General features: G+C 28.8%; 19 protein-coding genes. 16 read left to right on the top strand and 3 right to left on the bottom strand.

Annotated features, from left to right (window positions below; translation table 11 throughout):
* Positions 1 to 4 precede the first annotated feature (4 nt).
* From SOR60_RS07355 to SOR60_RS07345, 3 genes are all read right to left on the bottom strand, one after another.
* The gene (locus SOR60_RS07355; protein ID WP_216629210.1) at positions 5 to 238 is read right to left on the bottom strand and encodes an MDR/zinc-dependent alcohol dehydrogenase-like family protein; all 234 of its coding nucleotides are present in this window, start codon (positions 236 to 238) and stop codon (positions 5 to 7) included.
* Positions 239 to 337: 99 nt separating this feature from the next.
* Entirely contained in the window at positions 338 to 787 is a 450-nt protein-coding gene (locus tag SOR60_RS07350) for an Rrf2 family transcriptional regulator (protein ID WP_154541667.1), read from the bottom strand.
* Positions 788 to 1,606, bottom strand: a complete 819-nt coding sequence (locus SOR60_RS07345; RefSeq protein ID WP_154541665.1) for a nitroreductase family protein — start codon at positions 1,604 to 1,606, stop codon at positions 788 to 790.
* A gap of 638 nt (positions 1,607 to 2,244) precedes the next feature.
* Between SOR60_RS07345 and ylxM the strand changes: the two genes are divergently transcribed.
* The 16 genes from ylxM to topA all read left to right on the top strand — a co-directional run bounded on the left by ylxM (position 2,245) and on the right by topA (position 16,463).
* Positions 2,245 to 2,565: a YlxM family DNA-binding protein gene (ylxM, locus tag SOR60_RS07340; protein WP_154541663.1), complete on the top strand. Its 321-nt coding sequence runs from the start codon at positions 2,245 to 2,247 to the stop codon at positions 2,563 to 2,565.
* Positions 2,566 to 2,576: 11 nt separating this feature from the next.
* On the top strand, positions 2,577 to 3,917 hold the full coding sequence (ffh, locus tag SOR60_RS07335) for a signal recognition particle protein (RefSeq protein ID WP_154541661.1): 1,341 nt from the start codon (positions 2,577 to 2,579) through the stop codon (positions 3,915 to 3,917).
* A 14-nt stretch (positions 3,918 to 3,931) separates the two neighbouring features.
* The gene (gene rpsP / locus SOR60_RS07330; protein WP_154541659.1) at positions 3,932 to 4,177 is read left to right on the top strand and encodes a 30S ribosomal protein S16; all 246 of its coding nucleotides are present in this window, start codon (positions 3,932 to 3,934) and stop codon (positions 4,175 to 4,177) included.
* A gap of 11 nt (positions 4,178 to 4,188) precedes the next feature.
* The gene (locus SOR60_RS07325) at positions 4,189 to 4,413 is read left to right on the top strand and encodes a KH domain-containing protein (protein ID WP_154541657.1); all 225 of its coding nucleotides are present in this window, start codon (positions 4,189 to 4,191) and stop codon (positions 4,411 to 4,413) included.
* Entirely contained in the window at positions 4,410 to 4,895 is a 486-nt protein-coding gene (gene rimM, locus SOR60_RS07320) for a ribosome maturation factor RimM (RefSeq protein WP_154541655.1), read from the top strand. Before SOR60_RS07325 ends, rimM begins: the two co-directional genes overlap by 4 nt.
* A complete protein-coding gene (trmD, locus tag SOR60_RS07315; RefSeq protein ID WP_154541653.1) occupies positions 4,888 to 5,592 on the top strand; it encodes a tRNA (guanosine(37)-N1)-methyltransferase TrmD in 705 nt (234 codons plus the stop codon). Before rimM ends, trmD begins: the two co-directional genes overlap by 8 nt.
* Positions 5,579 to 5,926, top strand: coding sequence for a 50S ribosomal protein L19 (rplS, locus tag SOR60_RS07310; RefSeq protein WP_154541651.1), 348 nt, complete (start codon positions 5,579 to 5,581; stop codon positions 5,924 to 5,926). Before trmD ends, rplS begins: the two co-directional genes overlap by 14 nt.
* A gap of 329 nt (positions 5,927 to 6,255) precedes the next feature.
* Entirely contained in the window at positions 6,256 to 7,074 is an 819-nt protein-coding gene (locus SOR60_RS07305; RefSeq protein ID WP_320595609.1) for a LicD family protein, read from the top strand.
* On the top strand, positions 7,064 to 8,560 hold the full coding sequence (locus SOR60_RS07300; protein WP_320595608.1) for a lipopolysaccharide biosynthesis protein: 1,497 nt from the start codon (positions 7,064 to 7,066) through the stop codon (positions 8,558 to 8,560). Before SOR60_RS07305 ends, SOR60_RS07300 begins: the two co-directional genes overlap by 11 nt.
* A gap of 127 nt (positions 8,561 to 8,687) precedes the next feature.
* Positions 8,688 to 10,433, top strand: coding sequence for a phosphotransferase (locus SOR60_RS07295; RefSeq protein WP_320595607.1), 1,746 nt, complete (start codon positions 8,688 to 8,690; stop codon positions 10,431 to 10,433).
* On the top strand, positions 10,420 to 11,283 hold the full coding sequence (locus SOR60_RS07290) for an NTP transferase domain-containing protein (RefSeq protein ID WP_320595606.1): 864 nt from the start codon (positions 10,420 to 10,422) through the stop codon (positions 11,281 to 11,283). Before SOR60_RS07295 ends, SOR60_RS07290 begins: the two co-directional genes overlap by 14 nt.
* 229 nt (positions 11,284 to 11,512) lie before the next feature.
* Positions 11,513 to 12,349 (top strand): ribosome biogenesis GTPase YlqF, encoded by an 837-nt coding sequence (ylqF, locus tag SOR60_RS07285; protein ID WP_154541641.1) that lies wholly within the window; start codon positions 11,513 to 11,515, stop codon positions 12,347 to 12,349.
* Entirely contained in the window at positions 12,336 to 12,968 is a 633-nt protein-coding gene (locus SOR60_RS07280) for a ribonuclease HII (RefSeq protein ID WP_154541639.1), read from the top strand. The genes ylqF and SOR60_RS07280 overlap by 14 nt, the downstream gene beginning before the upstream one ends.
* Entirely contained in the window at positions 12,965 to 13,324 is a 360-nt protein-coding gene (locus SOR60_RS07275) for a YraN family protein (protein WP_154541637.1), read from the top strand. The genes SOR60_RS07280 and SOR60_RS07275 overlap by 4 nt, the downstream gene beginning before the upstream one ends.
* Before the next feature lies 1 nt (position 13,325).
* Positions 13,326 to 14,405 (top strand): DNA-processing protein DprA, encoded by a 1,080-nt coding sequence (gene dprA / locus SOR60_RS07270; protein WP_320595605.1) that lies wholly within the window; start codon positions 13,326 to 13,328, stop codon positions 14,403 to 14,405.
* Positions 14,406 to 16,463: a type I DNA topoisomerase gene (gene topA, locus SOR60_RS07265; RefSeq protein ID WP_320595604.1), complete on the top strand. Its 2,058-nt coding sequence runs from the start codon at positions 14,406 to 14,408 to the stop codon at positions 16,461 to 16,463. It begins immediately after the preceding gene.
* Positions 16,464 to 16,467 lie beyond the last annotated feature (4 nt).

The raw sequence follows: 16,467 nt of genomic DNA, 5'->3' as shown, positions 1-16,467 counted from the left end.
CTCTTCATCTCCTATTATATCCAAAACATAGTCTATATCCATTCAATACATCCACATAACTTTCTTTTTTATAATCAATAAATCGATCTACACCAAGTAACTTTACACGCTTCTCGTTATCAGTACTTATATTTGTATAAACCGTAAACCCCAGACTCTTTGCAATAGGAATTGCCATTGCTCCGAGGCTACCTGTACCACCTGAAATGAATATAGATTCACCTGCCTTGACACCCATAATTTCAAACTCTTACATTGCAGTCAGAGTTGTAAGTATATACTTCTCTAATCTCCAAATTTATTTCATGTTTATCATATCTATTCAAAACTATTGCTTTCATTTTATTTTCTTCAATTTTTTATTATTTTTGTTTGTATTCTTTCTCATGATATTTATACACTCATCCAGGGTAAATCCTGATAACTGCCTCTCAAGATTTTCTTCCATTTCTTGGAAGATACCTGATAGTACTGGTTTAATATTATGTCCCACAATACACTCATCATTTGGGTTCTGGTGGATATCAAAAAAGTGTGTCGCATTAGTTTGCATAACTGCTCTGTATATATCAAGCATAGTAATATCACTCGGTCTCTTATTTAAGGTAAATCCTCTAACTCCTCTGTGACCTTCTATGATTCCTGCTTTACTCAATCTACTCGTAAGCTTTCTGATATAACTGGCATTTGTGCCAACGCTATTTGCAATATGTTCTGAACTAATGGGTATTTCTGCCTCCGAAATTAAGATTAAAGTATGAATAGCAGATGAGAATTTAACATCCATTTAGTCCTCTAATTCATATGTTGCAATATATTCCGTATTTTTTGGAATTGTAAAGCCAGGGTCTTTTTGGATTATATTCCCCTTTAAACCTAGTTCTTCAGCTGCAATTTCAAAATGGCAAATTGCAATTCCAAGATCTACTTTCTGAATATCTCCTGTCTTTTCTTGTGCATATCCCTTTGTTTTCTCTTCGTAAAAATGAACTCTCTTTTCCTCTACAACAACCCTCCAAGGTTGCTTATTTGTTGCAGATGGTGATAGTCGTAACATTTGTAAAGGTATCAGCCAATGATTAGCTTCTGACTCTTTCAAAGGATTCTGAAAATCCCCTTTGAAAAACAGTTTTTCAAATAATACTCTATCATCTGACTTAAGTCCCTTTCTCATAAGATTTTCTCTTACAGAACGCTTTTTTGCGGCATATCCTATAGGCGATACTGCAGGCATAACTTCATCTTCTTTTAACTGCATTGCATTTTCGAACGCCTTTCTGTCAATAGTCCCAGCAAGCCATACTGTTGCTAGTCCTAACGATGTTGCAAAGAGGATAAACCTTTCAAAAGAATAACCAAACGCAATTTCCGCATTGAGCACTTTTCTATACTTTGCGGCTACATATGTGTTCTCCCCAATAATTACAGAACTACCAAGATTATGTTCTTTTGCGTCTAAGATTCGAAAATCAATTGGCACCTGAAATGGATTTTCAATTTGACCAATATATTTCTTTATATCATCCACCACTGAATCTGGAACCTTAATTTTATCATATGTTCGTACGCTAACTCTATTCTTTATTGTTTCTATTGAGAGTTTCATTTTTCCACATCCTTCTTATATTATATTAGTATCTGTATCTGATACAAATATAATACACCAGAAACAATTATATATCAAATTCTTTTTATAATAGAGAAAATAAATGTTGTATAGGTTAAACTTTTATTACACATACTCCATATAAGATATATACTAAGACCTAAATATAAACTACTAACATTGTCCCTAGTGACAATATCGTCTAATATCTGCTTTAATTGCTTTTAAAGTACATTCATACGGTACGTATTTTATATCCATTTGCACTTCTTAAACTGGATTTTGTATTTGTTTTATTTTTTGACTATGTTCCATCTTAAGAATCTACTACGCAAGAGTTATGGAGGCAAAAGCCGAGAAAAAAGAATTAAAAGTAGCATAAGATTTGGAAAAACACTAAAAAAAGCCGATTATTTACTTCGGCTTATTTGCCATGCGCTAATTTAATTACTCAAATAACCTGAAATTAATTTCAGGTTAAGCTTGACTTTTGTTAGCAGGTTTTCATTTGTATAATTAAAAAAATCAATGAATTTTCTATATATAAAACATTTAAAAGGGTCAGTAAAATATCTTGACAAGCTTTCTTTTATCTAGTATACTTTATAGGTCAAGAAAAATACTTGACGGGTGAGAATATGGAAAAATTAGTACAGGTTGCTCAATTATTTGACACTTATGGTTCATTACTAAATGATAAACAAAGAGATGTCATTAATTGCTACTACAATGAGGATTTATCACTAAATGAAATAGCTCAAAATAACAATAAATCAAAACAGGCAATCTCAGATATGATCCAAAGGTCTGTTGATAAATTATTTGAGTTTGAAAATGAACTTTCTTTATTAAAAAAGAGAAGTCTTTTGAGAGAAGATTTATCTTTGTTAAGAGAGTTGATCGAAAGTTCAAACAAAGAAGCTATTGATAAAATCGATGAGATGATAAATAAAATTTAGGATGTGAAAATATGATTTTTTCAAGTCTTTCTGAAAAATTGCAAGACACTTTAGGTAAACTTACAGGAAAAGGAAAATTAAGCGAAAAAGACATCGATAATGCAACCAGAGAAATAAAACTTTCTTTACTTGAAGCAGATGTTAATTACAAGGTAGTTAAGGAATTTATAAAAAAAATCAAAGAAAGAGCAATGGGTGAAGATGTCATGGGTTCACTAACCCCAGGACAGACAGTTATAAAGATTGTAAATGATGAACTTACAAATCTTATGGGAAAGGAAAATTCCAAGCTTGAGCTTACTGGTTCTACACCACATGTTGTTTTAATGGTAGGACTTCAAGGTTCAGGTAAAACAACCCACTCTGGTAAACTTGTTAAAAAACTTAAAAAAGAAGGTAGAAATCCACTTTTAGTAGCCTTAGATATTTATAGGCCAGCTGCCATTGAACAACTTAAAGTTGTAGGAAAGCAAGCTGAAGTTGAGGTTTTTGATAGGGGTAAACAAGATCCTATAAAAACTGCTCAAGAAGCTAAGGAATATGCAAGAAGAAATAACAATGACGTTGTCATCATGGATACAGCCGGACGTCTTCAAATCGATGAAGATTTGATGAATGAATTAAGAAATATAAAAACAAGTGTAAAACCTAATGAAATACTCTTGGTTGTTGATGCCATGGTTGGTCAAGAATCAGTAAATGTTGCAAAGACATTTGATGATTACTTAGATATTACAGGAGTAATATTGACTAAGCTTGATGGTGATGCAAGAGGTGGTGCTGCACTTTCTATAAGAGAAGTTGTAGGAAAGCCAATTAAATTCATAGGTACAGGAGAAAAACTAGAAGATTTAGAAGCCTTCTATCCTGATAGGATGGCATCAAGAATACTTGGTATGGGCGATGTCCTATCTCTAATAGAAAGAGCAGAAAAACAAGTTTCTTTAAAAGAAGCAAAAGAGCTTGAAGAAAAGATGCGAAATCAGTCCTATACTTTAGATGATTTTATTGAACAAATAAATCAAATAAGGAATATGGGGCCGCTTGAAGATTTACTTTCTATGATTCCAGGTGTCAATAATAAGATGCTTAAAAATGTAAATATTGATGACAGTGGATTTGTAAGGATTGAAGCTTTAATTTCTTCTATGACAAAAGAAGAAAGAGAAAAACCTGAGATAATTGGCAAAAGTCGTAAAGAAAGAATTGCTAAGGGCTCAGGTGTTGATATGAAAGAATTAAATCAACTATTAAAGCAATTTAAAGAACTTAAGAAAATGATGAAACAATTTACTAATATGAAGAAAAAAGGAAGAAAAGGTAAAAGAAAGTTTAATATGCCTTTCTTTTAATTATGGAGGTTATAATGGCAGTTAAAATTAGATTAAAAAGAATGGGACAAAAGAAAAGACCATTTTACAGAGTAGTTGTAGCAGATTCTAGAAGTCCAAGAGATGGAAAATTCATTGAAGAAATTGGTTATTACAATCCAATATCAGAACCAAAAGAATTTAAAATTGATAATGAAAAAGCTAAACAATGGATTAAAAATGGTGCAAAACCAACATCAATAGTTGAAAAGCTATTCAATGACAACAACGTTTTAGCTTAAAGATTAAAAAAATGAAAGATTTAGTCAAACTAATAGTCACAGAGCTTGTAGAAGATAAGGACTCTGTAGGAATAATAGTAGACGAAAATGATGGAGAAGTTGACATTAAAATTAATGTAGCTGAAAAAGACAAAGGAAGAGTTATAGGTAGAGGTGGAAATATTATAAATTCTATTAGAAATATAGCTCGTGCTTGTGCAGTTAAGGAAGATGTCAAAGTTAATATAAAAATATGAAAATAACTGTAGCAGAGATAATTAATACACATGGAATAAGAGGAAATCTTAAGATTAAATCATATTCAGATAATGAAAATAGGTTTAATAAGGACTCAAAACTTTTTTTAGATGATGAGGAAGTTGTTATTGAATCATCTTTTAAGCATAAGGGTAGTATTATTATAAAACTCAAGAACTATGATGATATTAATGAGGTAGAAAAGTTTATTGGACACGAACTTACTATCGATGAAAATGACTTAGAAGATTTAAATAATGGAGAGTATTATTTATTTGATTTGATAGGACTTAGGGTCTATGAAAACGGAGAGAAAATAGGAAGTGTGGTAGATGTTATAACAGGTGTTTATCCTAATGATATCTATGTAATAGAAAAAAATGGGAAAGAGGTATATTTTCCAGCCCTAAATGCTACAATTAAAAATATTGATTTAGAAAACAAAAAAATAGAAGTAGAAAACTTCAAAGATTATGAATAAGATAACTATACTTACACTATTTCCAGAAAGTTTTAAATTTTTAGAAAGCTATGGTGTAATAGGCAAGGCTATCCAAAAAGGACTTATTGAAATTAATGTTGTAAATATAAGAGATTATAGCAAGGACAAACACAACAGAGTAGATGATACAGTATTTGGTGGAGCAGCAGGAATGCTTATGAGGCCTGACCCTATATTTGATGCACTTATTGCTAATAAAACTTCAAAATCAAAAGTTATATATATGTCTGCAGCAGGAGAAATCCTAACGCAAAAATTAGCAATCAAATTCGCAGACTTTAAAGATATGGTAATCTTGTGTGGACACTATGAAGGAATAGATGCAAGAATTACTAATCACTATGTTGATTATGAAGTTTCGATAGGTGACTATGTACTTACAGGTGGTGAAATCCCAGCCATGGTACTTATAGATTCTCTATCTAGATTTATAGATGATGTTGTAGGAAAAAAAGAGTCCCTAGTTACTGATTCACACTATAATGGACTATTACAATATGATGAGTACACAAAGCCAAGAAATTTTAGAGGCTATCAGGTTCCAAGAGAGCTTATAAGTGGTAATCATAAACTAATAGAAGAATGGAAAAAAAAATCATCTCTTTTAAAGACTAAGAGAGTAAGAAAAGACTTATACGATAGATATATCAAGGAGGATCACGATGGAATTAATTAAAAAAATCGAAAATGAACAACTACGTGAAGATAATCCAGACTTTAGAGTTGGAGATACTATAAGAGTAAGCTACAGAATCAAAGAAGGAGATAAAACAAGACTTCAAGACTTTGAAGGTGTAGTAATTAAAATCAAAGAAGGAAATCTCGGAAAAACTTTCACACTTAGAAGACTTTCTTATGGTGTAGGAGTTGAAAGAACCTTCCTATATCACTCACCAAGATTAGAAGCATTTAAAATTGTTAGACGTGGTAAGGTAAGACGTGCTAAACTTAACTACCTAAGAGAACGTCAAGGTAAAGCTGCTAAGGTTAAAGAAAAAACAAATTATTAAGCTTATATCCAAAACCCCTTAATCTTACGAGAATTAAGGGGTTTTATAATGCTGAAAAATGTAGACAATTATAAATTTTTGTATCTTAAAACTTTTATTATTCACTTATATATTATTTTTTTAAGAAAGTCTTTATTAACTCAAGTTTAGTTTTCTGTAAATGTTTATAAATCTAAGCTTATATTGAAATTATTAAGTAAATTTCCTATAATAAGGTATATAATGTAATATTTGAGTAAAATTATAGTTAAAATTTAATGTTAAGAATATTTTTATATTATTAATTGTAATATTGTAAATAATTAATAATAAATGTAGGAGACAAGTTAATGAATAAAAAAAATGAATTGACTCATAGTCAAATCCAAGAAGAATTAATTGAACTTTTAAAAAAGACAGATGAATTTTTAAGAAAAAATGAAATAGAATATACTATTTCTTATGGAACTTTACTTGGAGCAGTTCGTCATAAGGGATTCATTCCTTGGGATGATGATATTGATATTTCTATGAAAAGATCTGAGTATAATAAATTTTTAAGTCTTTTAAGGAAAAAAAATGAAATAGAAGAAGGAATATCAGTCGAAGGAATTTGCCTAAACAATAACGAAATACCATTTTTAAAAATAGTAAATAATAATATCAAAGTTTGTGAAGAAATCAATGGTGGTTATAATGATGACTATTTGTGGATAGATGTTTTTCCAGTAGATTATGTACCTAATCACTTTCAAAAAATATTTTTTGCCATTATCTATAAATACTATAGAAAATTTTATTATTTTTCAAGATTTTATGAAAAGGGCTGGGAATCTCATGCAAAGAAGTGCTTAGCAAATAGTATATTAGCAAAATTTGCAAAAAGAAAAAACTCTTCTTACTATTCAAGAAAGTTAGATGAGTTTGCAGAATCTATAAAAGAATCAAAGTTTTTAGCTAATAATGTTTTTGGCACAAGTGGTGAAAAAGAGCTAGTTGATGCCAAATTATTTGATTCATATATAGATTATAACTTTGAAAATATAAAGGTAAGGGGAATAAAAGATTATGACACTTATCTTAAGGTAAATTATGGAAATTATATGGAAATACCACCAGCTGAAGATAGGATAACACATGGATTAAGAGCGTGGAAATATGAAGAATAGGATAACATTACTTAATTCCATTTCAGCTTTGCTTTTACAGGTTTTTACAATAATAAGTGGATTTGTAATACCTAAAATAATTCTCTTATATTTTGGATCTAGAGTTAATGGTTTGGTTTCATCTTTAACTCAATTTCTAAGTTATATTTCTCTTGTAGAAGGTGGTATAACAGGAGTTATATATGCATCACTATATAAGCCATTAATACAAAAGGATGAGAAGAAGATAAGCCGTATATTGGTGACAACTAATAAGTTTTATAAGACTATAGGTTTTATTTTTATAATATATTCTATAGTACTGGCTATTATATATCCAATATTTATAAATAAAGATTTTGGCTTTTTTTATGTATTTTTATTAACTATAGTTTTATCATTAACATTGTTTATTCAGTATATGTTTTCTCTGACATTAAAAACATTGTTGATAGCAGATAAGAAATTATATGTTATATCATTTACTCAAATTGGAATAATAATTTTAAATATAACATTTACTTATTTAAGTGCCAAGATATATCCAAATATTCACATCTTGAAATTTATTAGTGGATCAATGTTTTTATTACAACCTATAATGTATAGACGATATGTAAACAAGACTTATAATATTTCTTGGAATGAAAAATATGATAATGAATTATTAAAAGATAGGTGGAATGGCTTTGCAATAAATGTTGCAGCTTTTATCCATACATCAACAGATATAACTATTTTGACTTTATTTTCTAATTTAAAGTCAGTATCAATTTATTATGTTTATGCACTAGTTACAAATGGACTTGGAAGCTTAATAAATTCCATTTCTTCTGGAATAGAGCCTACTATTGGACAAGCCTATGCAAGGGGAGATGCTAAAGAATTAAACCAAAAGATGGATATGTATGAATTTATAATATTTTTTTTAGTAGGAGGTCTTTTTACAGTAGCAGCCTTGCAAATAACCCCATTTGTCATGCTATATACAAAAAATATCACAGATGCTAACTACTATAGGCCATTATTTGGCTATATGTTAGTATTATCAGAAGCCTTATACTTATTAAAATATCCACACTTAAGCCTAGCATATACTGCTAATAAATTTAAAGAAATCACTATTCCGGCATATTTAGAAGCAATAATAAATATTATTATTTCGATAATTTTGGTAAATAAGATTGGACTTTTGGGAGTAGCTATAGGTACAAGTTGTGCCATGCTATATAGGATGGTATTTCATGTTTATTATACTAAGAAGATATTAAAGAATAGAAAACAAAGAATATTTTATAAAAAAATTTTATCTATAGGAATAGCAACACTTATATCAATAGGAATTTCTAGTATAACTAAAATTGATGAGCCAACATTTATACATTTTATTATAGGAGCAGGGAAGGATAGTGTAATAGTTCTTGTAGTATACCTAATAACGGCAATTCTATGTTTTAGAAAAGAACTTAATTATATGCTTTCATATCTTAAGATAAAACATAAATAAAGCTTTATTACAATCATACATTATCAGTATCTTTACTGATTTTTACAAAAATATTTCTTAACAAAGACTAGTTTTACTAGCCTATATAAAATAAATTATTAATTAATAAAAGATAGTGAGGGAAATCATGGACAAAATTGAAATGGATATATTATTATCTATAAAAGATGTAGACTTTGTAAGTCAAGCAGATTTATCTAAAAGATGTGGATATTCACTTGAACTTGTAAATAAATCTTTAAAAAGCTTAATTAAAAAAGGACATCTTGATAAAAGATATAACTTATGTGATATGGCAAAAAAAGCAATTAAAAATAAGTCTCCCAAAAACGCCATAATTTTAGCAGCAGGCTTTGGAATGAGAATGGTGCCAATAAATAGCGATTATCCAAAAGCCTTATTAGAGATAAAGGGTGAAGTTTTAATTGAAAGAATAATTAGGCAGTTAAAAGAGATAGGAATAGTTGACATTTCTATAGTTGTTGGATTTTTAAAGGAGAAATTCGAATACTTAATTGACAAGTATGGTGTAAAATTAATAATTAATGAAGAATATAATATTAAAAATAATCTTCATTCCCTAAATTTAGCTAGTAATTTAATATCAAATACTTATATAATTCCTTCTGACATTTATTTAAATGAAAATTTATTTAGAAAAAACGAATTATATTCTTGGTATATGATTACTAATGAAAAAAATAAGGAAAGCAAAGTCAAAATCAATAAGAATGGTAAACTTATAAAAACAGATGATATAGGAAATACTATAATTGGTATTTCTTATCTAACGGATGAAAATTCTAAAAAATTAGTATCAAATATTAATAAAATGGATAAAGATAGTAAATATAATGATTGTTTTTGGGAAGAAGCCCTATATGTTATAGATGAAATACCGATTTATGCTAGAGAAGTTGATCATAAGAAAGTAATAGAAATCAATACCTACGAACAACTTAGGGAGATTGATAGCACTTCAAATCATCTAAAATCTGATGCCATTGATACAATTACAAAGGCTTTAATTGCAAAAGAAGATGACATAAAAAATATAAAAATTTTAAAAAAAGGTATGACAAACAGGTCTTTTCTGTTTGAATGTAAAAATAAAAAATATATTATGAGAATTCCTGGTGAGGGTACAGACCAACTAATAAATAGAAAAGAAGAAGCAGAAGTTTATGATAAAATTAATGGTAGAGGAATTTGTGATAATATAATATATATAAATCCAGCCAATGGATACAAGATTACAGAATACTTAGAAGGATCAAGGGTATGTGATCCAAGTAATGTAGATGATTTAAAATTATGTATGAAAAAATTAAAAGACTTCCACAAATTAAATCTAGAAGTTTCTCATGAATTTGATATTTTTAAACAAATAGATTTTTATGAAAGTTTGTGGCAAGGGAAAAAATCTATTTATAGAGATTATATGGAAACAAAAGAAAAAGTTTTTTCTCTAAAAGATTATATAGGTAAGCATATAGAAAGAAAAATCTTATGTCATATAGATGCAGTTTGTGATAATTTTCTTTTTACAAACACAAATGATTTAAGATTAATTGATTGGGAATATGCTGGTATGCAAGATCCAGATGTTGACATTGCTATGTTCTGTATATATGCACTTTATAATAATGAGGAAGTGGAAAGACTTATAGATATATATTTTGAAGATAAATGTCCTTTTGATACAAGGCTTAAAATATATTGTTATATAGCGGCTTGTGGCCTTTTGTGGAGCAATTGGTGTGAATTTAAGAAAAATCTTGGAGTGGATTTTGGAGAATATGCTATAGCTCAATATGCTTATGCTAAAGATTATTATAATTTATTTAAGGAAAAGGTAAATGAGGGTAGATAATGCAATAATACTTGCTGCAGGAATGTCGAGTAGGTTTGCTCCTTTATCCTTTGAAAAACCAAAAGCTTTAATAGAGGTAAAGGGTGAAATATTAATAGAAAGACAAATTAGGCAGCTAAAAGAAGCAGGTGTAAAAGAAATAATAATTGTAACAGGTTATAAGGCTGATAGGTTTTCATATCTTGAAAAAAAATTTAGTGTAAAGCTTGTTTATAATGAAGATTATCTTATTAGAAATAATAATTCTAGTATATATGCGGTTAGAGATTACCTAGGTAATTCTTATATATGTTCATCAGATAATTATTTTTTAGAAAATCCATTTGAGATAGAAGTTGATGATTCATTTTATTCATCAGTATATGTAGAAGGATATACTGATGAATGGTGTATTGATACTTTTGATGATGGATTGATTAAAAATGTAAAAATAGGTGGCAAAGATTCTTGGATTATGCTAGGCTATGTCTTCTGGTCAAATGATTTTAGCAAAAAATTCATTTCTATCTTAAAAGATGAATACGATAAAGAAGAAACTTTTGATAAATTGTGGGAGAGTATTTATATAGAGCATATAGATGATTTGAATATGTATATTCATAAACATCCTAAAAATATTATATTTGAGTTTGATAGTCTTGATGAACTTAGAGAATTTGATAATACATATATAAGTGATACTAGGTCTAATATAATAAAAAATATAGCCTTTAAATTAAAGACTAAAGAAAAAGATATAATAAATATAAGACCATTTAAGGATAAAAATAAGATTCAAATAGGCTTTACATTTGAAGCTAAGGATAAATATAGATATTATTATGGGAAAGATATACTAGAAAAGATATAATAAAAATCAAAGATTTAACTTGAAGATGACCCTTTTGGGTCATTTCTTTATATATTATAAACGTGATAATATTGCATAAATATATGTGAAATTATTTATATAATAAAAATGATAATTAGACTATAAATTAAAAGGGTAAAATATAAATAGTTATCGTTAAAAATTATACATCTATAAATGCTTAACAAATAAAAATTAAGATTTTTTATATAAAAAGCTAGGAGGAATTATGAATATAAATTGGTATCCAGGCCATATGAAAAAAACAAAGGAAGAGATAGAAAAATCTCTGAAATTAGTAGATATAATTTTGGAGGTTATAGATGCAAGGATTCCCAAATCATCAAGAAATCCGCTTATTTCTGAAATTGTTAAGGATAAAGAGACAATTATTATAATGAATAAAACAGACCTTTCAGACCCAAAAGAAAATGAGATGTGGGTAAAAAAGTTTGAAGATGAAGGATTGAACGCTTTAAAAATCAATGCCAAAGAGCCTATAAATACAGGAAAAATTTATAAAGTTGCCAAAAATATTTTGAAAGATAAATTTAAGAAAAATGAAGAAAAACAAATAGAAAATGAAAATATAAGGATGATGGTAGTAGGTATTCCAAACTCAGGAAAATCTACTTTTATAAATAACATTGCTAAAAGGAAGGGAACTAGGGTTGGAAATAGACCTGGAGTTACCCAACAAAAACAATGGATAAAGACAAACTCCAATATACTTTTATTGGACACTCCGGGTGTTTTATGGCCAAAGTTTGATAATGAAACGGGACTTGCCCTATCTTTTACTAATGCCATAAAAGATGAGATCTTAAATATAGAGGAGCTTTGCCTTAAATTTATAGAATTTATGAAAGAATCATACCCAGAAAACCTAGAAGAAAGGTATAAAATAGATTCGAGTAAGATGCCTATTGATATATATGATGAAATAGCAATTAAAAGAGGAGCCATTATAAGAAAGGGAGAAGTAGATTACACAAGATGTGCAAATCTTATATTCAATGATTTTAGAAGTGGAAAATTAGGAAGGATTACCATTGAAAAAGCTTAATTATTCTGAATTTAATGATAATATAAGAAAGGAAATTCACGAAAAATATGATCTTATAGCAGGTATAGATGAGGTAGGAAGGGGACCTTTAGCAGGGCCGGTTGTAACTTGTGCAATCATTATGAAAAAGGACTCCCATATTAATGGAGTTACTGATTCTAAGAAATTGTCTAAAAAGAAAATGAAAGATTTATCTCCAAAAATTATAGGTGAATCAGTGGCATATGCCTTTGGCTATGCCAATAATATACTTATAGATAAGGAAAATATAAAGAATGCTACAAAGATTGCTATGAAAGATGCCTTAGAAAAACTTGAAATAAGACCTGAAATTGTACTAATTGATGCTGAAAGAATAGAAACTGATATAAAGCAACTTAATATAGTAAAAGGTGATTTATATGAATATAGCATATCTTGTGCCTCAATACTTGCTAAGTTAAGAAGGGATAAGATAATGGAAAATTTCGCAAAAATTTACCCTTACTATTCTTTTGAAACTAATGCTGGTTATGGTACTAAAAAGCACTATGAAGGCTTAGAAAAATATGGAGAATGTCCAATTCACAGAAAAACTTTTCTAAGGAAATTTAAGGAAAGGCAGCTTTCTTTTTTATGACACAAACTAAAAAAAGGTCAATAGGAAACTTTGGAGAAGATTTGACATCTAAGTACTTGGAAAAAAATGGCTATACTATTCTTGATAAAAATTATCTTAAATCTTTTGGAGAAATTGATATAATTGCTGTAAAAGATGATATTTTATCTTTTGTTGAAGTTAAGACAAGAAAAAATGATAAATTTAAAAGGGCAAGCCTTGATGTAGGATATTTTAAACAAGAAAGGATAAAAAAGGCAGCTCAGGCTTATATAATTGAAAAAAAATTAGATTCTTTTTTAATATCATTTGATGTCTGTGAAGTCTATCTTGAAGAAAGAATTATCCACTATATAAAAAACGCCTTTGGTGATTGACATGAAAAAGAGAGAATTATTAATTTATTTAAATTTTATATACTTGCAAAATAGTTTAATACTTGATTTTTGTGAAAATCTTGATATGGAAAATTTTTTTGACCTTGATAGGAAAATTTTTAATAAGCTAAGTAAGAAAAATTATGACAAAATTTTTAGTCCGAAAAACCTTGAATCTTTCAAATATTATAAGGAAAAAATTATAAAAGGTTCTTATAAAGTTTCCACAATTTATGATAAAGATTATCCGGAAAATTTAAAAAATATATATGATAAACCAGCCTTATTATTCTATAAGGGTGAAATAGAAGAAGATGATAAATATGCTATAGCCTTTATTGGAGCTAGAAAGTGCACCGACTATGGTAAATGGGCAACTAAGAAGATTGTGGAAGGTTTTAAAGATACTAATATAAGAACAGTTTCAGGTCTTGCTTATGGAATCGATGCTATAAGTCATAAGGTAAGCCTTGATAATGGTATAAAAACAATTGGTGTTTTAGGTTGTGGAATAGATAAAATCTATCCTAAAAAAAATAAATTTCTTTATGATAAAATGGAAAATGAAGGACTTATTATATCAGAATTTCCTTTAGGAACAGAACCAATATCTTATAATTTTCCTAGAAGGAATAGAATTATTTCAGGCATAAGTAGAGGAGTTTGTGTGATAGAGGCAAAAGAAAAATCAGGAACTATGATTACAACAAACTTTGCCCTAGAACAAGGAAGAGATGTATTTTGTCTTCCTGGAAATATAAATTCTATATATTCAAAAGGCTGTAATAAGCTAATTCAAGAAGGCTCAAAACTTGTTATGGATGCAAGTGATATAATAGATGAGATTGAAGATTTTAAAAATTTAAAGACAAAAAAAACTATTTTAAACCTAGATTTACTTGATAAAGATAGTGTAGATGTAGTAAAGTATATAATCGATAATCCATCTTCAAGTGCGGATGATATTTCAATTAATTTATCACTTCCAATTGAAGATGTAAGTTATATACTCATTTCTTTAGAGTTAAAAGATTATATAGAAAATATAGGAAATAATGAATACGTAAGTAAGGGTGATTAAATGGCTAAAAATTTAGTAATTGTAGAGTCTCCAACTAAGGCTAAGTCTATAACTAAGATGCTGGGTTCAAACTATAAGGTTAAGGCAACCTATGGGCATCTTAGAGATTTGCCAAAATCTAAGCTTGGAGTTGATATTGAAGATGATTTTGAACCTAAATATATAAAGGTTAGGGGAAAGGCGAAGACTATAAATGAGCTCAAAAAAGAAGCGGATAATGCTCAAAATGTATATCTTGCAACAGACCCTGATAGGGAAGGTGAGGCTATTAGCTGGCATTTACAATATCTATTGGGTCTTGATAAAAATGAAAAAAATAGGGTTGAGTTTCATGAAATAACTAAAAATAATGTAAAAAATGCTATCAAAAATCCAAGAAAAATTGATCAAAATCTTGTTGATAGTCAACAAGCTAGAAGGGTGATGGATAGGATTGTAGGTTATGAAATATCTCCTATTCTTTGGAAAAGAGTTAAATCTGGACTTTCAGCAGGTCGTGTTCAATCAGTAGCACTAAAACTTATAGTAGATAGGCAAAGGGAAATTGATGCTTTTAAGCCAGAAGAATATTGGACAATAAGCGCTAAGCACAAAGAAGAAAAGATAGAATTTGAATCAGAATTTTATGGAACAAAATCTAAAAAGATAAAAATATCCAATGAAAATGGAGCTGATAAAATTCTTAATAAAATAGATAAGGATAAGTTTGAAGTAGTTGATATATCTAAAACAAAGAAAAAAAGAAAGGCTCAAAAACCATACACTACTTCAACTTTGCAACAAGATGCTTCAAATAAACTGGGTTTTTCCACCAAATACACAATGAGCCTTGCCCAACAACTATTTGAAGGAATTGACCTTGGAGATAAAGGTAGAGTAGGACTTATTACTTATATGAGAACTGATGCTACAAGACTTTCTAGTGAGATTATTGGAGAAAGTTTATCATATATTAAGGAAAAATATGGAAGTAAGTATGCTTCAAATGGAAGAAATTATTCCAAGAAGTCAAAACAGACTCAAGATGCCCATGAGGCGATTAGACCAACATCTATATACAATGACCCTATTTCGGTAAAAGATTACCTTACAGACCAACAATACAAGCTATATAAGCTGATTTGGACTAGGGTAGTCCAATCCCAAATGACAGACTATGAATACTTATCTACATCTATATCGCTTGATTCAAATGGAATAGTATTTAAGGCTAGTGGAAAGATTACCTTATTTGATGGTTTTATGAAGGTATCTTCGTCTAAGGAAAATGAAAATTTCTTACCAGATTTAGAAAAAGGTGATGTAATAAAGGCAACAAGTATCACAAAAAATCAACACTTCACAAAGCCACCTGCAAACTATACAGAAGCATCTTTAGTAAAGGTATTAGAAGAATATGGAATAGGTCGCCCTTCTACCTACTCATCAACCATAGCTTCAATTATTTCAAGAAATTATGTTGAGTTTGAAGACAGAAAAATACTACCTACTAAACTAGGCATAAGGGTAAATGACTTTTTACAAGAAAACTTTAATGATGTAATAAATGTAGAATTTACAGCAAAGATGGAAAATGAGCTTGATAGGATAGCTCAAGATGAAGTTTATTGGAAAGATGTACTTAAAGGATTTTATGAAGGGTTCGAAAAAGACTTAAATGCTGTATCAAAAGATACAAATGACTATAAAGTAAAAGATAAAATTCTTGATGAAAAATGTCCTAAATGCGGTTCTCCTTTAGCAATTAAGCATGGTAGAAATGGTAAATTTATAGGTTGTACAAACTTTCCTGATTGTAATTTTACAAAGTCAATTATAAAAACCACAGGTGTAAAATGCCCTAAGTGTAATGATGGAGAGCTTATAGAGAAAGTATCCAAAAAAGGCAAAAGATTTTATGGTTGCTCAAATTTTCCATCTTGTGATTATGCTACATGGGATACGCCAACAGGAGATAGGTGTCCTGAGTGTGGAGACTTGTTAGTTCACAAGAAAAATAGGTCAACTGATGAGATAAAATGTAACTCATGTGATTATGTAAAAGAAAAGATAAGATAATAAA

It is taken from the genome of Anaerococcus porci (assembly GCF_034090325.1).
Classification (GTDB): domain Bacteria; phylum Bacillota; class Clostridia; order Tissierellales; family Peptoniphilaceae; genus Anaerococcus; species Anaerococcus porci.
This window is presented reverse-complemented; position numbering and strand designations above follow the sequence as displayed.